Origin of the sequence: Pseudomonas sp., from assembly GCF_048265905.1 — a bacterium.
Taxonomy (GTDB): domain Bacteria; phylum Pseudomonadota; class Gammaproteobacteria; order Pseudomonadales; family Pseudomonadaceae; genus Aquipseudomonas.
Genome location: NZ_JBLXAP010000001.1, coordinates 416684 through 436785, shown reverse-complemented (window position 1 = coordinate 436785; position 20102 = coordinate 416684). Strand labels below are relative to the sequence as shown.

The following is a 20102-nucleotide window of genomic DNA, read 5'->3' as shown; positions in this document are numbered from 1 at the left end:
GAGAAGGCAATACACATGGCAAACGTTGAGAGTGGCAAGATGATCGTCGGCCTCGACATTGGCACCTCTAAAGTGGTGGCACTGGTGGGTGAAGTTACCCCGGACGGCCAATTAGAGATCGTCGGTATCGGTACGCATCCATCACGCGGCCTGAAGAAGGGCGTGGTGGTTAATATTGAGTCGACGGTGCTGTCGATCCAGCGTGCTGTCGAAGAGGCGCAGCTGATGGCGGGCTGCCGTATCCACTCGGCATTCGTCGGCGTCGCTGGCAATCACATCCGTAGCCTCAACTCCCACGGAATTGTTGCGATCCGTGATCGCGAAGTCAGCCGCGCCGATCTTGAGCGTGTGCTTGATGCCGCCCAGGCGGTCGCCATTCCGGCAGATCAACGTGTGCTGCACACCTTGCCGCAGGATTACGTAATCGATAACCAGGAAGGCGTTCGTGAGCCACTGGGTATGTCTGGCGTGCGTCTGGAGGCCAAGGTTCATGTGGTCACTTGCGCAGTGAATGCCGCGCAGAATATCGAGAAGTGCGTGCGCCGCTGTGGCCTTGAAGTTGACGACATCATTCTTGAGCAACTGGCTTCGGCCTACGCAGTGCTGACTGACGACGAGAAAGAGTTGGGTGTTTGCCTGGTTGATATCGGCGGCGGTACGACCGACATCTGCATTTTCACCGAAGGTGCTATTCGCCACACTGCGGTGATCCCGATTGCGGGTGATCAAGTCACCAACGACATCGCCATGGCGCTGCGTACACCGACGCAATACGCCGAAGAAATCAAGATTCGCTATGCCTGCGCACTGGCCAAGCTGGCCGGCCCTGGTGAAACCATCAAGGTGCCTAGCGTGGGTGATCGTGCCCCACGTGATCTGTCTCGCCAGACGCTGGCCGAGGTGGTTGAGCCGCGTTATGACGAGCTGTTCACCCTGATTCAGGCAGAGCTGCGGCGCAGCGGTTATGAAGATTTGATTCCAGCAGGCATTGTCCTGACCGGCGGCACCTCGAAGATGGAGGGCGCGGTTGAGCTGGCAGAGGAAATTTTCCATATGCCGGTGCGCCTGGGTGTAGCTCAAGGCGTTAAAGGTCTGGGTGATGTAGTGCGTAATCCAATTTATTCAACAGGCGTTGGCTTGTTGCTGTACGGCCTGCAAAAGCAAGCCGACGGAATTTCCATGTCTTCAGTTGGCAGCAGTGGCTTCAGCGAAGACAAAAAAGAACCCGTACTTGAGCGTTTAAAGCGTTGGGTACAGGGCAACTTCTGATTTATCAGAAGTTGTTTAAGCGTGTGTAGTAGGCGTTACAAAACTAGAGTGTAAAGGAGAGGGAAAATGTTCGAACTCGTAGATAACATCCCGCAGAGCGCAGTTATCAAAGTTATTGGTGTCGGTGGCGGTGGCGGTAATGCCGTGAACCACATGTGCGTCAGTAACATTGAAGGCGTTGAATTTATTTGCGCCAACACCGACGCTCAAGCGTTGAAGAATATTGGTGCGCGCACCGTGCTGCAACTTGGTACTGGCGTGACTAAAGGTCTGGGTGCTGGTGCTAATCCAGAAGTTGGCCGTCAGGCCGCTATGGAAGACCGCGAGCGTATCGCTGAAGTGCTGCAAGGCACAGACATGGTCTTTATCACCACAGGCATGGGCGGCGGTACCGGTACCGGCGCTGCTCCAGTGATCGCTGAAGTTGCCAAAGAGATGGGTATTCTGACCGTTGCCGTGGTAACGCGTCCGTTCCCGTTCGAAGGTCGTAAGCGTATGCAAATTGCTGAAGAGGGCATCCGTTCTCTGTCGCAAAGCGTTGATTCGCTGATCACTATCCCTAACGAAAAACTGCTGACTATCCTCGGCAAAGACGCCAGCTTGCTGTCGGCTTTCGCTAAGGCTGACGATGTATTGGCAGGCGCCGTGCGCGGTATCTCCGACATCATCAAGCGTCCAGGTATGATCAACGTCGACTTTGCTGACGTTAAAACCGTGATGAGCGAAATGGGCATGGCGATGATGGGCACTGGTTGCGCCAGTGGTCCGAACCGTGCGCGTGAAGCAACTGAAGCGGCTATCCGCAACCCACTGCTGGAAGATGTAAACCTGCAGGGCGCGCGTGGCATCCTGGTGAACATCACTGCTGGTCCTGACCTTTCGTTGGGTGAATACTCCGACGTGGGTAACATCATTGAGCAATTCGCTTCCGAGCACGCCACCGTTAAAGTCGGCACCGTGATCGACCCGGATATGCGCGATGAGCTGCACGTAACGGTTGTTGCAACGGGTCTGGGTGCGAAAATCGAGAAGCCGGTAAAGGTTATCGACAACACTGTTCAGGTTAGCGCTGCGCCGGTTTCGGCTCCGTCAACCTCTCAGTCGGCTCCAGCTGCGACTGCTGCACCACGTGGCGAGCAAACCGTTAACTACAAAGACTATGAGCGTCCAACCGTTCAGCGTCAGAGCCACGGTGCTGCGACTGCAGCTAAGCTGAATCCGCAAGACGATCTGGATTATCTGGACATTCCTGCGTTCTTGCGCCGTCAGGCCGATTAATGAAATGTATCAGGAGCATTAGGGTGATTGGTATTCAGCAAAGGCCGGTTCTGCTATTATCGCCGGCCATTGTTGAAAACAATTCGCAACTAGCGCTATAGCGGCCAGAGACATGATCAGACAACGCACCTTAAAGAACATTATCCGCGCCACTGGCGTCGGCCTGCATTCCGGGGAAAAGGTTTATCTGACCCTGAAGCCGGCACCCGTGGACACCGGTATCGTGTTCCGACGTACCGACCTAGACCCCGTCGTAGAAATTGCTGCGCGGGCAAGCAATGTCGGTGAAACCACCATGTCAACCACGTTGGTTAATGGTGACGTCAAGGTGGATACTGTAGAGCACTTGCTTTCGGCCATGGCAGGCCTGGGCATCGATAACGCCTACGTCGAACTCTCTGCATCCGAAGTCCCGATCATGGACGGCAGTGCGGGTCCTTTTGTTTTCCTGATTCAATCCGCAGGCCTGCAAGAGCAGGAAGCGGCTAAGAAATTTATCCGAATCATTCGCGAAGTGACTGTGGAAGAGGGCGACAAGCGCGCCACCTTCGTACCGTTCGAAGGATTCAAGGTAAGTTTCGAGATCGATTTTGATCACCCTGTTTTCCGTGACCGTACGCAAATGGCAAGCGTTGATTTCTCCAGTACATCCTTTGTTAAGGAAGTCAGCCGGGCGCGCACATTTGGTTTTATGCGCGATATCGAGTTCCTGCGTTCGCAGAACTTGGCGCTCGGTGGCAGTGTAGATAACGCAATCGTGGTAGACGAAAATCGTGTGTTGAACGAAGACGGCCTGCGTTATGAGGACGAGTTTGTTAAGCACAAGATTCTAGATGCGATTGGCGATCTGTATCTGCTGGGTAACAGCTTGATTGGTGAGTTCCGTGGTTTCAAATCTGGACACGCCCTGAATAACCGTTTGCTGCGCGAGCTGATTGCGCAGCCGGATGCTTGGGAAACTGTGACCTTTGATGATCCGAAGAATGCGCCAATTTCCTACATGCGTCCTGTGGCTGCGGGTTAAACCGAACACTCTCCGCTTTACGCTTAAGGCCACCCTCAGGTGGCCTTTTTTATTAAATGTTTCGATGCAGGGAAGTTGCTACAAAACTCCAGCTAGATTTTCGTTGGGCTTGTTGGCTCGTCAGTGAAGTCAGTCGGCGGGTTTGGTGTGCTTGGCCAGTCGCTCAAGGGCTGCGCGCAATGTTGGGTCGCTTATACCTTCGGCTGTGGCTTGAATATTCTCGGCTGCACTGTCCGATAGGATAATTGTGCGACGTCCCGCACGCCTTTCAGCTGTTGGCGGTTGCACCTTGAAGTGGATCTTGGTTAATGTCGCGAACGCTTCGAGCGTCTGCAACTGTTTGAGCAGGCGTTTTTGCTGATAACGCAGGCGGGTGGCCCAGTGACCATCCGTGACAATAAGAAGCAAACAGCCTTCACGCCAGGTCGCTACATGACAGTGTTCTCTGGCAGCAGGTTGAAGCTGGCTTTCAAGCAAGCGCTGCAGTTGATCAAGCCGCTGAGCTTGATTAAACAAGGCTTGCAAAGGCTTCGCCTCGCGCAATAGCGCGGCAGGAGCTTTAGCTGGCAACGGACGAAAAGTCATGGCTGGACGCCTACGTTTGTGGAATCGCCATGGTAGCAGAAATGCTGCTACTGACTTGGGCTCCACTAAAAGGGGAAGTCGTGCAAATAATTTTACTCAGTCGGCGCCATGGCGCTGCCCGAACACTAAGCTTCGATTTAAGGTGGTTGGTAGCAGGAATATTCATATTGGTGGGCGTTTCGCTCAGCCTCGGCACCTTTGTCGGTGTGCAGATGTCACCTCAAACCGAGGCGATTGCGCATGATGACAGCCAAATAATTAACCAAGCGCTGGATGAGCAGCGTGCCGAAGTGGGTGCTGTGCGCGTAGATGCTCAGCGTCAACTTGACGCATTCGCTGTCTATGTTGCGGAACTGCAGGCACGTTTAACGCGCCTCGACGCGCTAGGTGAGCGCCTGACCGAGCTGGCAGATATAGACTCAAGCGAGTTCGACTTCTCGCTGAACGTAGGGCAGGGTGGGGCTGAAGATGCTTATGGTAGCGCTGCCTATGCACCACCCGCATTCATGAGCACGCTGGATGATCTGGCTTTACAGCTCGACAGCCGTGAGCAGCAGCTAGAGGTGCTTGAGCAGTTGTTGGCTGAGCGCCGGCTCACCGAAGCTGAATATTTGGCGGGCCGTCCAGTCTTGCAAGGGTATGTCTCCTCACCCTTTGGACGCCGTATACACCCGTTGACCGGGCGTGCCACTGTGCATAAAGGGGTTGATTTCGCCGCTAAGGCAGGCAGTCCTGTGATTTCTGTAGCGGCGGGCGTTGTAACCTTTTCCGGGCGTAAAAACGGTTATGGTAATGTGGTTGAGGTTAGCCATGCGGATGGTTATACAACCCTTTATGCGCACAATAAACGCAACGTGGTGCAAGTCGGTGATCTGGTCAAACGAGGGCAAACAATTGCTCTGGTTGGTAGCACCGGGCGCTCTACGGGGTATCATGTGCACTTCGAAGTAACCAAGCTTGGTCGAGTGGTAAACCCTTCCAGCTACATAGCTCGTGTAAGCGGCAACTGATAACGCCGCTTTCATCATCTTCGTTTCCGGGTAGAATGCCCCCTTCGCACGCAGCCATTAGGGCTGCATGGGCGACTCTTGGGCCGCCCTCCATCCATACGTGTGGGAAGAACCTGTCGATATGTTTGCGCCTTTGTTGAAAAAACTCTTTGGAAGCAAGAATGAGCGTGAGGTTAAGCGCATGCTCAAGGCGGTTCAGTCCGTTAATGGCTTTGAGGAGCAGATGCTTGCACTCACGGATGAGCAACTGCGTGCCAAAACCGATGAGTTCAAAGCCCGTTTAGCCAAGGGTGAAACGCTTGATCAGCTGTTGGCCGAAGCCTTCGCTGTGGCCCGTGAGGCCGGTAAGCGTGTAATGGGCATGCGCCACTTTGATGTACAGCTGATCGGCGGTATGACCTTGCATGAAGGCAAAATTGCCGAAATGCGCACCGGTGAGGGTAAAACCCTCGTAGCAACTCTGGCTGTGTACCTCAATGCGTTGGCCGGTAAAGGTGTGCATGTGGTTACGGTCAACGACTACTTGGCCCGTCGTGACGCCAACTGGATGCGTCCACTGTACGAATTCCTTGGTATGTCGGTCGGCATTGTTACCCCATTCATGCCGCCTGAAGAAAAGCGCGCCGCCTACGCTGCTGACATTACCTACGGTACCAACAACGAGTTCGGTTTCGATTACCTGCGCGACAACATGGCGTTTAGCCTTGAAGACAAGTTCCAGCGTGAACTTAATTTCGCGGTAATCGACGAAGTCGACTCGATCCTGATTGACGAAGCCCGTACCCCGCTGATCATCTCGGGTCAGGCTGAAGACAGCTCAAAAATGTACGTTGAGATCAACAACCTGATCCCGCGACTTGAGCTGCACGTCGAGGAAGAAGAAGGCGTGGTGACTAAAGAAGGTCACTACACTGTTGATGAAAAAACACGTCAGGTTGAACTCAATGAACAGGGTCACCAGTTCATTGAGGATATGTTGACTCAGGCCGGTTTGCTCGCTGAGGGTGAAAGCCTGTACTCCGCACACAATCTTGGCCTTCTGACTCACGTCTATGCTGGCCTGCGTGCGCACAAATTGTTCCATCGCAACGTCGAATACATCGTGCAGAACGATCAGGTCTTGCTGATCGACGAGCACACCGGCCGTACCATGCCGGGGCGTCGTCTATCCGAAGGCTTGCACCAAGCGATTGAAGCCAAAGAAGGCCTGAACATTCAGGCTGAAAGCCAGACGCTTGCGTCGACCACCTTCCAGAACTATTTCCGCTTATACAGCAAGCTCTCCGGCATGACTGGTACAGCTGACACTGAAGCGTTTGAGTTTCACCAGATTTACGGGCTTGAGGTCATGGTTATCCCAACCAACCGTGCGCTGGCGCGTAAAGACTTCAATGACCTGGTCTACCTGACTCAGGAAGAAAAGTACGCTGCGATTGTTGCGGACATCCAAGAGTGTCAGGCGCAAGGTCGCCCAATTCTGGTGGGTACTGCCTCGATTGAAACTTCCGAGTACATGTCGGCCTTGCTCAACAAGCAAGGGATCGAACACAAGGTTCTCAACGCGAAGTTCCACGAAAAAGAAGCAGAAATCATTGCTCAGGCTGGCCGTCCAGGCGCGCTGACCATCGCCACCAACATGGCTGGTCGTGGTACTGACATTCTCCTGGGCGGTAACTGGGAAGTTGAAGTCGCTGCGCTTGAAAACCCAACTGACGAACAAGTTGCTCAGGTTAAGGCTGACTGGCAGAAGCGTCATCAGGCGGTGATTGAGTCGGGCGGTCTGCATGTGATTGCCTCGGAACGTCACGAGTCGCGACGTATCGACAACCAGTTGCGTGGACGTTCCGGTCGTCAGGGTGACCCAGGCTCCAGTCGTTTCTATCTGTCGCTTGAAGACAGCCTGATGCGTATCTTCGCCTCTGATCGGGTGAAGAACTTCATGAAAGCGCTGGGCATGCAGCCGGGCGAAGCGATTGAGCACCGCATGGTGAGCAACGCTATTGAGAAGGCGCAACGTAAGGTTGAAGGTCGTAACTTCGACATGCGTAAGCAATTGCTCGAATTTGATGACGTGGCAAACGAACAGCGTAAAGTGATTTATCACATGCGTAACACGCTGCTAGCCTCGGAAGAAATTGGCGCAACCATCGAAGAGTTCCGCCAGGAAGTTCTAGAAAGCACCATCAATGAGCATATTCCACCGCAGTCCCTGCCAGAGCAGTGGGATGTAATCGGTCTGGAATCTGCGATTTATACTGGTTTCGGTATTAACCTGCCGATTCAGCAGTGGTTGGATGATGATCACAAACTCTATGAAGAAACCCTGCGTGAGCGCATTCTTCAGGAGCTGATCAGCGCTTATAACGAGAAGGAAGAGCAAGCCAGCGCGGAAGCTCTGCGCACCTTCGAGAAGCAAATCCTGCTGCGTGTTCTTGATGACCTATGGAAAGATCATCTGTCGACAATGGATCACCTGCGTCACGGTATTCACTTGCGCGGTTACGCCCAGAAGAACCCGAAGCAAGAGTACAAGCGTGAGTCATTCACCTTGTTCCAAGAACTGCTTGATTCGATCAAACGCGACACCATCCGTGTGCTTTCGCATGTTCAGGTTCGTCGTGAAGATCCGGTCGAGGAAGAAGAACGTTTGCGCCGCGAAGCTGAGACCATGGCCGCACGCATGCAGTTTCAGCATGCCGACGCTTCTGCTCTAGATCAGCCAGAAGTTGAGCCGCAAAACGATGAGGCGGCTGGGACGGCTGTACCAGTACGCGCCGATCAGAAGATCGGACGTAATGAACCTTGTCCTTGTGGCTCTGGCAAGAAATACAAACATTGCCACGGGCAGTTGGGCTAATTGACATGACCTTGGCTCGCCGCTGGCTGCCAAGGTGATTGAAAGTAGTTAAGCTCGACTGACCCGTAAACGCCGCGACCGGTTAAGCCGATCGCGGCGTTTTACCATCCAACTAACCGCACGACGCTTCAACATCTCAAGGAGTTTATTCATGGCTGTAGGTCTTGGCCCGCTGTCTACCCTACACCCGGTTGCAGGCTTTGAACTGGGAATCGCGAGTGCTGGCATCAAGCGCCCGGGGCGAAAAGATGTTGTCGTCATGCGCTGCGCTGAAGGCTCAAGCGTTGCTGGCGTATTTACTCTCAATTCATTTTGCGCAGCGCCGGTGATCTTGGCTAAAAAGCGGGTACTCGGCTCGGTGCGTTACTTGCTCACCAACACGGGCAATGCCAATGCGGGTACCGGTGAACCTGGGTTGGAAAATGCTGCGCGTATCTGTGCCAAGCTGGCCGAGTTGGCCGGTGTAGATGAACAGTCAGTCTTGCCGTTCTCAACCGGTGTGATTGGCGAGCCGTTACCTGTTGAAAAGATCGAAAGTGCCCTGCAAGCGGCGCTTGATAACCTATCAGAGAACAACTGGGCGGATGCCGCAACGGGCATCATGACTACCGACACCTTGCCTAAAGGCGCCAGTCGCCAGTTCGTTCATGAAGGCGTCACCGTTACCGTCACTGGTATCAGCAAGGGCGCTGGCATGATCAAGCCCAACATGGCGACCATGCTCGGTTACATCGCCACTGATGCCAAGGTAAGCCAAGGCGTGCTCCAGGATTTGCTGCGTGATGCGGCGAACAAGTCGTTTAACCGCATTACCATTGATGGCGACACCTCAACCAATGATTGCTGCATGCTGGTCGCAACCGGCAAGGCTGAGCTGGATGAGATCAGCCAAGCCAAAGGCGCTTACTTTGCGGCCTTGAAACAGGCCGTGTTTGAGGTGTGCATGGAGGTTGCTCAAGCCATCGTCCGTGATGGTGAAGGTGCGACCAAGTTCGTTACTGTTGTTGTTAATGGTGGCGCGACGCATCAAGAGTGTCTGGATGTGGGGTATGCCGTTGCACATTCACCACTGATCAAAACCGCGCTGTTCGCATCCGACCCTAACTGGGGGCGTATTCTTGCCGCAGTTGGCCGTGCGGGTGTAGCGCAGCTTGATGTCAGCAAGATTGATGTATTTCTTGGTGATGTATGTATCGCCAGTAAAGGCTGTCGGGCAGAGACTTATACCGAAGAGCAAGGTTCGACGGTGATGGCTGAAGAAGAAATCACCATTCGTATTGAACTCGGGCGTGGCGCGAGCAGTGAAACCATCTGGACCACCGACTTGTCGCATGAGTACGTAAAGATCAACGCTGAATACCGCACCTGATCTAGGCCTCGACCTGGCGCAGGGGTGTTCTATTGCCCCTGCGTTGCCATGACCAACTCTAAGTCACCGGAGAGCACCTATGTCGCTGCAATTAGTTATTGGGGATAAACGCTATTCTTCCTGGTCATTGCGTGCGGCTCTTGCACTTGAGCTGGCGGGTGCCAGCTATTCTGAAATACTCATTGTGCTGAACCAACCCGATACCGCTCAACGCATTGCCTTGCACTCTCCGACCGGTAAAGTGCCTTTGCTGAAAACAGCAGAGGGCCCGGTTTGGGATTCCTTGGCGATTGTTGAATATCTCGCTGAACAACATCCAGAGCTTTGGCCGCAGGACACTTATGCCCGGGCAGTGGCACGCAGTGTGTGCGCGCAAATGCACAGCGGTTTCGCGAGCTTGCGAACGCACATGCCGATGGATCTGCAGCGTGACCAGCCGTTGGCCCATATGCCTGCGGAAGTGGCTATCGATATTCAGGTGGTATGTGCATTGTGGGCCGAGTGTCGGGCTGCATTTGCTCAGGATGGTCCATTCCTGTTTGGTCAGCCAAGTGCTGCTGATGCTTTTTACGCGCCGGTGGCCAGCCGTCTGCGCAGCTACCAGGTTGAGTTGCCGCCTGAAGCGCGTGCCTATGTTGAGACCATCTATAACTGGCCAGCTTTTCAACGCTGGTACAACGCAGCGCAAGAGGAACAGTTTGGGTGAAACGAGTACATGTTGTCGCGGCTGTTATTCGTGGAAACGATGGCCGGATCCTGATTGCCAAACGTGCGGATGAGCAACATCAAGGCGGTTTGTGGGAGTTCCCTGGCGGTAAGGTGGAGTCGGACGAAGCTGTCGAAGCCGCGCTTGCCCGTGAGCTGAGCGAAGAACTGGGTATTGTGCCGACGGCCGCGCAGCCGCTGATACAGATCATGCACGATTATCCAGACAAGCAAATTCTGCTCGACGTCTGGAATGTCAGCGCTTTTCAGGGTGAGCCCCATGGCGCAGAAGGTCAGCCATTGATGTGGGTAACCAACCGGCAACTTCTGGAGTACCAGTTCCCGGCGGCGAACAAGCCGATCGTGGCCGCCGCACGGCTGCCTGAACACTACCTGATTACCCCTGAGGGTCTTGATGCGGGCGAGCTGTTGCGAGGTATCAAGCGCGCAGTAGACGATGGCGTTCGTCTGATACAGCTGCGAGCGCCAGACATGTTTGACCCGCAGTATCGCGATCTCGCACTCGATGCGGTTGGTCTCTGTGCTGGCCGCGCTCAGCTGATGCTTAAAGGCCCGCTGGAGTGGCTCAGTGATTTTCCTGCGGCAGGTTGGCACCTGACTTCGAAGCAACTGCGCCAGCTGGCCTCCGGTGAGCGGCCTATTCCAGTTGAACGCTGGTTGGCCGCGTCATGTCATTCGGCTGAGGAGTTGTTGCTTGCACAACGGTTAGGCGTTGATTTCGTCACGCTGTCACCGTTACAGGCAACAAAAACGCACCCTGACGCCCAGCCTCTGGGTTGGCAGTACGCTGAGGCGTTGCTGGCAACAGCGCAACTGCCGGTTTATTTGCTCGGCGGTGTCGGCCCTGAAGATCTAACACATGCGCGCCAGCTAGGTGCACAAGGCGTGGCTGGCATTCGTGCGTTTTGGCCACAGTGAGTATTCCCCTGCAATGACAGGGGCAAGCTGCTTGCACGACGCACGGTTGATGCAGTGCCAAATTAATCATTTTTATAGCTGAGGGGCACCGGTGAGTAGTACTAAAGCGTGGCTGCGATCTTTCTGGCCCGCGCCGATGGCAATCAGCAAAAGCCAGCAGGCAGTTAGTTGTCTTGGCGCTTTTTTCGGCTTGTCGTTCACGGCCTGGTTTTGCCATTCAGTCCTTGGTGCATCGAGCTTATGGCTTATAGCGCCAATGGGGGCCTCCGCTGTACTGTTGTTTGCCGTGCCTTCGAGCCCGCTGGCGCAACCATGGTCAATCCTTGGGGGGTGTATCGTCTCGGCGCTGGTAGGTGTCAGCTGTGCGCGCTGGTTGGGGCATAGTGGCTGGGTTGCAGGTTTGGCGGGAGGGCTGGCAATTGGCTTGATGTTCGCCTTGCGTTGTCTGCACCCGCCTGGCGGTGCAGTGGCTTTGTCCGCGGTATTGGCTGGAGAACCTGTCGCCCAGTTGGGTTATCACTTTGTGGTTTTTCCGGTAGCGATTAATGCTGCAGCGATGCTGTTGATCGCATTGTTGTTCAATAACCTGTTGCAACGGCGATACCCACACCGGGCGAGTGATCATCAAAACCCACACAAAACCATCGATGCCTTGCCGCGTGACCGGGTGGGGTTTACTCCTGACGATCTTGATGCTGTGCTCAATGCGCGCGGAGAATTGCTCGACATTGCCCGTGATGATCTTGAGGAGATTCTTCGTCAGACTGAAGAGCGTGCTTACCGTCGCCGGTTTGGCGAGATACGTTGCGGCGACATAATGTCAGAAGATGTTCTCAGTGTGAGTGCGCAAACATCTGTCAGCGCTGCGTTGACGATAATGCTCGAGCACCGTCTGAGTGCGCTGCCGGTCATCAACCAAGGCAAGCAACTGCAAGGCATGTTGAGTTTGCATGATGTGGTGGCGACAGCAGATGTCCAAGGCAATTGTGAGCGCATCATGCAGCGCAATGTGTTGACCTGCAAAAGCGATTGGCCGGTTTCATATTTGCTCGAAAGCCTTGGCTCTTCAGTTGAGCATCGCATGCCGGTTCTAGGGGAAAATAAGGTATTGCTGGGTATCGTGACTCAGACCGATCTTGTCGCCGCGTTGTATCGGAGCGCACTAGAGAAAGCCGGATAACTCTTATGTGTCTGGCTAAGGTGTTCTAGCGTGCTTTGATGTGCGTGCCGGGCAATCCATGTTCTAGCAAGAGAGCTGTTTTTTATGGCGTCAGTGCTGAGTGTCATCCTGCCGATTTTTGCGTTAATTCTGGCAGGCTTTGCATGTCGAAAGCTGAAATTGTTGGGGCCCGACGCCGCCTCAGAAATTAATCGAATGGTGGTCTGGCTATGCTTGCCAGCCATGCTGTTTGAGGCTACAGCTACAGCCTTGTGGTCGCATATATGGCAGCCTGAATTTATTTTGGCCTATACCATAGGCACCTTGGTTGTGTTCATTGCTACCGTGTTTTGGCGCATGCGTAAGTCCGGTGATTTGGCTGATGCCAGCATTCAGGGGCTGAGTGCTTCGTACGCTAACACCGGCTATATGGGAATTCCGCTGTGCATACTGGTATTTGGTGACGATGGTTTGGAGCCTGCACTGATTGCCAGTTTGATTGTGATCTGCGTGCTCTTTGCGCTGTCAGTTGTATGCATCGAAGTGGCTCTGCAAGGCGAGAAACACATGTTGCGTGCAGTGCGCAAAGTTGCCTTGGCACTTGCTAAGAATCCGCTGGTTATTTCCCCTGTTTTGGGTGGGCTTTGGGCTTATTCAGGGGTGCCGTTACCTACGCCTGTACATTCCTTTCTGACCTTGTTGAGTAATGCCACGGCGCCTTGCGCGCTTATTTCGCTGGGCCTGTTCTTGGCGCATAAACAGTCGGGGCAAAGTCAGGGGAGTATTCCATTAGTGTTGCTTAAGCTGTTTTTGCACCCGTTGCTGGTCTGGATTCTGGCATTCTGGGTGTTTCAGTTGCCACCGTTGTGGGCAATGTCGGCAGTGTTGTTGGCCGCGCTGCCAACGGGTACTGGCCCCTTTATGCTGGCCGACTTTTATCGTCGCGATGCAGCCGTTGTCTCTAACAGTATTTTGTTGTCGACGGTCGGTTCTCTGATCACGCTGTCGCTGTGTTTGTTCTGGATTGAATCGATTCGTCATAACGCTGCTTTCTAGACGTTGCAGGTTGGTAAAGCAAAAAGTGTGAGCTTGCTGTCGCTAGTTGTGAGCGAAAGGTTAAACCTATTCAAGTGCTTGACTGATAACCGCTGTAACGACCGGCGCATCGACCACTACGCGGAGATTGGTGTTTAATACCCGGGCATAGTATTTCAGTAGCGTTGCCCGGAGGCATGATCAAGATGCGTATTCTTGTGGTTGAAGACAACCAAGACATCCTCGCCAATGTAATGGACTACTTGACCATCAAAGGTTATACGGTCGATTGTGCTCAAGATGGTGTCAGTGGTTTGCACCTGGCCGTTACGGAGCACTACGACTTGATCGTGCTGGATATCATGCTGCCGCGCATGGATGGCTATCAGGTGTGTAAGCGGCTACGAGAAGATGCTCTCAGCGAGACGCCTGTGATCATGCTGACCGCCCGTGATGCGCTGGATGATCGGTTGCAAGGGCTGGGTGCAGGTGCTGATGATTACCTGCTAAAACCCTTTGCGTTGTCTGAATTGGTTGCGCGTATTGAAGCCGTATTGCGCAGAAGCCATGGCAGTCGTAAGCGAAAGTTGCAAGTTGGGGACCTTGTTTATGATCTCGACACCTTATACATCTCGCGTGCTGACCAAGCCTTGAAGCTAAATCCTCTTGGCCTGAAACTGCTGGCTGTACTGATGCAAAAAAGCCCCGCAGTGGTTCGCCGTGAGGTGCTGGAAGAAACCCTCTGGGGAGACCATTGCCCAGATAGCGACAGCTTACGCAGCCATATCCATCAGTTGCGTCAAGTCCTCGACAAACCATTCGATAAACCTTTGCTACACACCATTCACGGCGTCGGCTATCGCCTTGCGGAGTCCGCTGATGGTGGCTAAACAACCACTACTGAGACGCATTGTTATTGCTTTTGTGGTGATGACTTTTTGTGTCAGTGGACTCTTTTCGTTGAGTATTGTCGCGGTTGTTCATTTCATTGAGGAGAACTTGGTTTCACAAGAGCTCAATGAGGAGTTGGTCGGTGTTTTACAGCACGATCTGGCCAACGGTTTGCCACCACGCCTTGACTCACGTACGCGCTTTTTTGCCTCAGACTTGCCTCGTTATGCAACGCCGCCACAGTTTGCAAAGGCCGAAAAAGGTTTTTCTGAAGTGGTAGACGAGACTCAAGCCTTCTACATTTTTAGACGTGATATTGAAGGGCAGAGCTTCTTTTTAGTGCAGGAGCAGCAAGAGTTTGAAGAGCGTGAAACGGCGCTTTATCGCGCAGTTGTTGCGGGCTTCGTGCTCAGTGTGATTCTGTCCTGGATACTCGGCTTGTGGCTGGCCCGCAAAATCGTCGCGCCTGTTGTGCGCTTGGCCAGCCAGGTGCGGCACCGCGATCAGCTACATCAACTTGCACCCAATATTGCACCCGACTATGCCGATGATGAGGTCGGGCATCTAGCTCAGGCTTTTGACAGCACGTTGGGGCAGTTGCGTAAATCGCTCGAACGCGAGCGATTGTTTACCAGTGATGTAAGTCATGAATTGCGGACTCCGCTAATGGTCATCAACTCATCTTGTGAGTTGCTCGATGTGGCGACCAATCTTGAGCCGCGTCAGCGGGATAAGATCCAGCGCATTAAGCGGGCAACAGATGAGATGAGTTCATTGGTGCAAACATTCATACTCTTGGCTCGCGCTACCAGCAGTGACTCCATTGAGGGCGGTCGGGCAACGTTACGAGCAGTCGCCGACGAGCAGAGTACGCGGTGGGGCGGGATGATCAGAGAAAAAGGCCTGACATTCGAAATGATCGATCAGGGGGCTGATAATACGAGCTACAACCTGACATTTTTGCGTACCGTTATGTCCAACCTGCTACGCAATGCTTTGCATTACACAGAGACAGGAGGCGTACGTCTGGAGTTAATGGCGGATGGTTTTTGTGTTGCGGACAGCGGCGTGGGGATTCCATTAGAGCAACATGAGCAAATGTTCAAACCCTTTGTGCGCGGGCAGCAATCACGAGGTGAAGGTTTAGGTCTCGGTTTGTCTTTGGTCAAGCGCATTTGTTCTCATGAAGAATGGGTCGTTAGTGTCAAAAACCTGGAACCATCCGGAAGTGAGTTCAGAGTGTTTTTAAAAGCGGCGGAGTAATATTTCGCATTACTTAAAAGCCCTGAACGGTGAAAAGTCGGCTGGTTTCACGATTTTTTCACGCTGTCTTGACGGCAGCATGATGAATTGCCGGTTAGCTTTGATTCACGTCATTCAAGTGAGTCAAAGCTATGTCTAAAGCACGCCCAATAGAGCTCGAGTTCTCTAGCAAGTACGATCGCGAGCACGCCAACATGTATTTAAACAAGCACAAGACAGGCTTGTCTCGGCGCATGTCACACTGGCGTGAGGTACAAATTGCCCGTGCTGCATTGAAAATGGCAGGTGATCCAAGCTTGGTTCTGGATCTGCCATCGGGTGCCGGGCGTTTTTGGCCGATGCTCTGTGAACAACCCAACCGCATGATTTTGGCTGCCGACAATTCGCAAGACATGCTCGATGCCGGTATGTACGGGCAGCCAGCTGAGGTTACCGCCCGGGTCAAGCCGTTTCAAACCTCGGCCTTTGCTATCGACCTGGGTGAAAACGCAGTCGACTGCATTTTTTCGATGCGACTGATGCACCACATCGGCAAATCAGATCACCGTCAGGCCATGCTCAAAGAGTTCAGGCGCGTAACCCGCGATACCGTGGTTATGTCCTTGTGGGTGGATGGTAATTACAAAGCGTGGAAACGTAAGCGTAGCGAGGCTCGTCGTCCTGCTGCCGAACGCGATCCTTTGCTGCAAAACCGTTTTGTGATTCCACGCGAGACCATCGAGGCAGAGTTCAAGCAGGCCGGTTTTAAAATTGTCGGCCATAAAGATTTCATTCCGGGTTATGCCCTGTGGCGTATATACGTTTTGCGTAAGCTCGACTAAGTCTGCCCGAAACACGGGTGCGCTTGATGACGCTGAACTACGGCCTTGAATTGCTATGTTCACAGCCGTGGCTCAAATACGGACAGGCGGTGCTTATTGCCGCGTGTCTGCTGGCACTGGTCGCCGTGTTGAGCATGATTGCTCTCGTTTGGGCGGTAATTTTGCGCTAGCTGTTGCGGCGCTCGACGCGACTACGGCCTAATAGGCCGGCGCTGCCTGTGTATCCGTTGTCGAGAGTCTAAATGCCTGTTCAAGCCCGTTCTCCTTCCAACATGCGTCCCAGCACCGTCCACTTGCCGCAGGGCCAGTGGCTGACGGTTCTGGATTGCCTGTGCGCGCATTTTTCCGGGGTTACGCGTGAGGTCTGGATTGACCGTTTTGCGCGTGGTCGCGTGCTCGATGCTGATGGTGTTTCGCTCGGCTTAGAGCATCCTTATAAAGCCGGGCTGCGTGTGCATTATTTTCGTGAAGTGCCTTCTGAAATAGTCATTCCATTCGACGAAGTTGTTTTGCACTTTGATGAGCATTTAATGGTTGTCGACAAACCGCATTTTTTGCCGGTGATGCCTTCCGGAGGCTACGTTGAACAGACCTTGCAGGCGCGGTTGACCAAGCGTTTTGCCAATGCGGATATTGTGCCGTTACACCGCATTGATCGGCATACCGCGGGCTTGGTGCTGTTTTCGACCAATGTACAAACTCGTGGGTTGTATCAAGCGTTGTTTCGAGAACGAAAAATCACTAAGCGTTATGAAGCCCTTGCCAAGGCATTGCCTGAGCTGACATTTCCGCTGTTGCGCAAAACGCGCTTTGGGCCTGGCGAACCATTCTTTCGCATGCAAGAAGTTGAGGGTGCTGCCAATACCGAGACGCGCATAGAAATTGCGCAGAAGTTGGGTGATCAATGGCTGTATGCGTTGTATCCGGTGACGGGTAAAAAGCATCAACTGCGTGTACATCTCGCCGCATTAGGTGCGCCAATCTGCAATGATCCGTTTTACCCCGAGGTGATAGATGCTCCCGGCACTCCTGATGACTACAGCAAGCCGCTGAAACTGCTGGCGCAGGGGCTGGAGTTTATTGATCCGGTTAGCGGTGAGGAACGCAGTTTTCGAAGCCAGTTGAGTTTGCTCTGAGCAGTTCTCAGGGTAAGACCATGCGAAGCGTGTCCAGCATTGCTTAGCCAATACACCGAATATCTGTAGCCGCATTTGGTGGCTGGTAAAACGCCAGCCACACTACGCTACTTATTACTCAACGAGTTTTGGTGCTGCTTGCCAGAGCACTTCGCTGACGTGTTGGTGCCGGGCGATGATTCTGGCAGCAACGAACAGTAGATCAGACATACGATTTATATAAGCCAGCCCGACCTTGCGCATAGGCTCTTGTGCGTTCAGATGCTGGCAACGCCGCTCAGCACTACGCGCCAGACTCCGACAAATATGTGCTTGCGCGACGAGTTTTGAGCCGCCAGGGAGGATGAAGTTCTCAAGTGGGCCGAGAACTTCATTCCAGCGGTCAATAGCCTGCTCCAGGCGTTCAACTTCAGCCGTTTGCAGAGCTTGGTAGTCGGGCATTGCCAGCTCGCCACCCAAGTCAAACAAACGGTGTTGGCAGGGCTCCAGCACCTCGATTACATCGCTCAGGTCTGGGTGCTGGCTTGTTAGCTGTTGCAACTCGGCAATCAACAGGCCGATATGACTGTTTAGCGTGTCAATTTCGCCCATGGCTTCAACTCGGGGGTGATCTTTGGTCACTCTCCGGCCATCTGCCAAACCGGTTTCGCCGGCGTCGCCGGTGCGCGTATAAATTTTTGAGAGGCGAAAACCCATGTTTATAAACCTGTGGCTTGAGGTGGGGCTATCAGTGGTAAGCGCAGAATAAAACAGGTGCCTTTATCCTTGTTGGCCTGTACTTCCATCTGCCCTTTGTGGTTGTTGGTGATAATGAAGTAAGACACTGATAAACCCAGCCCAGTGCCTTGGCCTACTTCCTTGGTGGTAAAAAACGGTTCAAATATACGTTTGCGTACAGATTCGGGCATGCCGATACCGTTGTCTTCAACTTCAATGATTGCCCAAGGTGGACTCAGGCGAGTGCGTAAGCTTATTCGTCCTGGAGTACGTTGATCATCGCGCTGATGAATAGCTTGGGCTGCGTTCTTCAACAGGTTGAGCAAAACCTGCTCTAGCTCGTTTGCAGTGACCGGTACCGGGCCAAGAGTGTTGTCAAATTTGCGCTCGATAATCAGGCTCTTGAAGTCGAAGCGTTCGGCCAGGTCAAAGTCATTACTGGCAATTTCGAGTGCTTGGTCGATAAGTGCAGGCAGTTGACAAGGGATTAATTGACGGTTGCTCAACCGGCTAAAATTGAGCATGTGGCTGACTATTTTAGAGGCCCGCGTACCAGCCTGCTGAATGCCCGCGAGTAACTGTGGAATTTCTCTGGCTTGCAAATAGCGGTCGATGGCATCGAGTGAGATATTTTCTTGTGCCGCTATGTTGCGGTTGCGCTCAAGCTCTGGCGACAAGCGCCGGCGAATGTTTTGCACGTTATGCAGTATGGCGCCGAGCGGATTGTTGATCTCATGGGCCATGCCTGCAGCTAAGCCACCTACCGATAGCATTTTTTCGGATTGAACCATGACCTCTTCAAGGTTGAGGCGCTGGGTAATGTCGTCAATTCGGATCACTACGCCACGGCCGCTAACGCCGGTCAGAGGGTAGAACGTCAGGGCGAAGTGATGTGGCTGACCCTCTCGGCTCCAGGTAATTCGCTCAATTTTCTCGACCTTATGTTTATCGATGGTGCGCTTGAGTTGGTTGAGGTAAAGCTTAAGGTGTGGAAAGGCTAGGAACACTGGCTGGTTAAGGGCTTCATCTAGCGTGGTCCCTGACAGAGCACTGGCCTCCTGATTCCATTGCGTGACGTAAAGCTCGTCATCCAAGGCAATAAGCGCGGAAGGCATCGAGTCGATGATGCTGTTGAGATAGTTCTGAAAGCCGGTGAGTTTCTTTTCAATTTTGCTGCGGAACTGAACTTCCAGCTCGAGCTTGCGGTTTGAATGACGGGTTTCTTCTGCGAGTTGCTGGGCTTGATCGAAGGCTGTTTGCGACTCGTCACGGGCGCGCTTGAGTTGTTGCTCACGTGCCTCGATGCGCATCATCATGGTATTAAACGCATCCGCAAGACTGCCGATTTCGTCTTTATTTCCGCGCTTGGCGCGCAAGGAGTAATTTTCTTCGCGGGTCACTTGGCGCGACAGCTCTTCGAGCTTACGAATTGGTTTGGTGACTAAACGACGGATCTGTCGAGCAACCAAAAACCAGAGCATTGCGCTAACGGCCAGAATCAACAGGCTGGCTGTCAACGTACCGGTGTAGAAGGCGCCCGGTAGCTCGCTGGAGGCGACCAGCAGCAGATGACCGGGCCGCCCATTAAGCTGCGGCAATTCGATTAGTTGATTGCTGCGAAATTCGGTTACACGCCAAGAGTCCAGCTCCTCGAGGCGTTCAGGCATCTCGAGCTTTTCACCGCGCTGTAACTGCGCGAGGCTGCGCCCGTTACTGCCGTAGATCACCGCGCCACGTAATGGCGGGTAGTCGTCCAACCGCTTGAGCACCGCTTGCGCCTCGCTGGCTGAGCTTAAGGCTTTATGGCTCAGCTCGGGGCTGGCGATGATTCGTCCGAGCGTGTGCATCGCTTGCGGCGCCATGCTTTGCTGGGAAATCCAGTAAGCCGCACTGATAAAGGCCAAGTTGGCAACCAGCAACACGGCGATGACGAGCACCAACAGTGCTGCAAGCATTTTTCGGCCAACGGGTAGGTTTTCTAAATGCTGGCGCAGGGACATAACAGGAGAGGTCGCAATGGCTAGAATGCTATGAGGGTAGCGTG

General features: G+C 53.5%; 18 protein-coding genes. 15 read left to right on the top strand and 3 right to left on the bottom strand.

Translation table 11 applies throughout. The features are described from left to right. Window positions 1-15: 15 nt before the first annotated feature. From ftsA to lpxC, 3 genes are all read left to right on the top strand, one after another. On the top strand, window positions 16-1269 hold the full coding sequence (gene ftsA, locus ACN0UH_RS02050; RefSeq protein WP_087518052.1) for a cell division protein FtsA: 1254 nt from the start codon (window positions 16-18) through the stop codon (window positions 1267-1269). A 66-nt stretch (window positions 1270-1335) separates the two neighbouring features. After that, entirely contained in the window at window positions 1336-2547 is a 1212-nt protein-coding gene (gene ftsZ, locus ACN0UH_RS02045) for a cell division protein FtsZ (RefSeq protein ID WP_417660487.1), read from the top strand. Window positions 2548-2659: 112 nt separating this feature from the next. Beyond that, complete coding sequence (lpxC, locus tag ACN0UH_RS02040; RefSeq protein WP_089359589.1) at window positions 2660-3571, top strand: UDP-3-O-acyl-N-acetylglucosamine deacetylase; 912 nt, start codon at window positions 2660-2662, stop codon at window positions 3569-3571. A 129-nt stretch (window positions 3572-3700) separates the two neighbouring features. Here the strand turns inward: lpxC and ACN0UH_RS02035 are convergent, their stop codons facing one another. Further along, complete coding sequence (locus tag ACN0UH_RS02035) at window positions 3701-4156, bottom strand: DUF721 domain-containing protein (protein ID WP_087518049.1); 456 nt, start codon at window positions 4154-4156, stop codon at window positions 3701-3703. An 80-nt stretch (window positions 4157-4236) separates the two neighbouring features. Between ACN0UH_RS02035 and ACN0UH_RS02030 the strand changes: the two genes are divergently transcribed. The 12 genes from ACN0UH_RS02030 (at window position 4237) to ACN0UH_RS01975 (ending at window position 17341) form a co-directional block, all read left to right on the top strand. Next, window positions 4237-5166 carry a M23 family metallopeptidase gene (locus ACN0UH_RS02030; RefSeq protein WP_417660702.1) on the top strand — a complete coding sequence of 310 codons (930 nt, stop codon included), beginning with the start codon at window positions 4237-4239 and terminating at the stop codon, window positions 5164-5166. A 121-nt stretch (window positions 5167-5287) separates the two neighbouring features. Continuing rightward, window positions 5288-8023, top strand: coding sequence for a preprotein translocase subunit SecA (gene secA / locus ACN0UH_RS02025; RefSeq protein WP_417660701.1), 2736 nt, complete (start codon window positions 5288-5290; stop codon window positions 8021-8023). A gap of 151 nt (window positions 8024-8174) precedes the next feature. After that, window positions 8175-9392: a bifunctional glutamate N-acetyltransferase/amino-acid acetyltransferase ArgJ gene (gene argJ / locus ACN0UH_RS02020; protein ID WP_417660486.1), complete on the top strand. Its 1218-nt coding sequence runs from the start codon at window positions 8175-8177 to the stop codon at window positions 9390-9392. Window positions 9393-9471: 79 nt separating this feature from the next. Further along, complete coding sequence (locus tag ACN0UH_RS02015) at window positions 9472-10098, top strand: glutathione S-transferase (RefSeq protein WP_417660485.1); 627 nt, start codon at window positions 9472-9474, stop codon at window positions 10096-10098. Then, entirely contained in the window at window positions 10095-11036 is a 942-nt protein-coding gene (locus tag ACN0UH_RS02010) for a Nudix family hydrolase (RefSeq protein WP_417660484.1), read from the top strand. Before ACN0UH_RS02015 ends, ACN0UH_RS02010 begins: the two co-directional genes overlap by 4 nt. A 256-nt stretch (window positions 11037-11292) precedes the next feature. Beyond that, entirely contained in the window at window positions 11293-12216 is a 924-nt protein-coding gene (locus tag ACN0UH_RS02005; protein WP_417660483.1) for an HPP family protein, read from the top strand. Between the two features lie 84 nt (window positions 12217-12300). Further along, complete coding sequence (locus ACN0UH_RS02000; protein WP_417660482.1) at window positions 12301-13251, top strand: AEC family transporter; 951 nt, start codon at window positions 12301-12303, stop codon at window positions 13249-13251. 185 nt (window positions 13252-13436) lie between these two features. After that, entirely contained in the window at window positions 13437-14120 is a 684-nt protein-coding gene (locus tag ACN0UH_RS01995) for a response regulator transcription factor (RefSeq protein WP_417660481.1), read from the top strand. Beyond that, window positions 14110-15384: a sensor histidine kinase gene (locus tag ACN0UH_RS01990; protein WP_417660480.1), complete on the top strand. Its 1275-nt coding sequence runs from the start codon at window positions 14110-14112 to the stop codon at window positions 15382-15384. Before ACN0UH_RS01995 ends, ACN0UH_RS01990 begins: the two co-directional genes overlap by 11 nt. A gap of 131 nt (window positions 15385-15515) precedes the next feature. Then, window positions 15516-16205 (top strand): class I SAM-dependent methyltransferase, encoded by a 690-nt coding sequence (locus ACN0UH_RS01985; protein WP_417660479.1) that lies wholly within the window; start codon window positions 15516-15518, stop codon window positions 16203-16205. A 26-nt stretch (window positions 16206-16231) separates the two neighbouring features. Then, window positions 16232-16375, top strand: a complete 144-nt coding sequence (locus tag ACN0UH_RS01980) for a hypothetical protein (RefSeq protein WP_417660478.1) — start codon at window positions 16232-16234, stop codon at window positions 16373-16375. Window positions 16376-16447: 72 nt separating this feature from the next. Beyond that, window positions 16448-17341 carry a pseudouridine synthase gene (locus ACN0UH_RS01975; RefSeq protein WP_417660477.1) on the top strand — a complete coding sequence of 298 codons (894 nt, stop codon included), beginning with the start codon at window positions 16448-16450 and terminating at the stop codon, window positions 17339-17341. A gap of 114 nt (window positions 17342-17455) precedes the next feature. Here the strand turns inward: ACN0UH_RS01975 and ACN0UH_RS01970 are convergent, their stop codons facing one another. Together ACN0UH_RS01970 and ACN0UH_RS01965 are read right to left on the bottom strand one after the other, a co-directional pair. After that, window positions 17456-18037 (bottom strand): cob(I)yrinic acid a,c-diamide adenosyltransferase, encoded by a 582-nt coding sequence (locus ACN0UH_RS01970; protein WP_417660476.1) that lies wholly within the window; start codon window positions 18035-18037, stop codon window positions 17456-17458. A gap of 2 nt (window positions 18038-18039) precedes the next feature. Continuing rightward, window positions 18040-20058 (bottom strand): ATP-binding protein, encoded by a 2019-nt coding sequence (locus ACN0UH_RS01965; RefSeq protein WP_417660475.1) that lies wholly within the window; start codon window positions 20056-20058, stop codon window positions 18040-18042. Window positions 20059-20102: the final 44 nt, after the last annotated feature.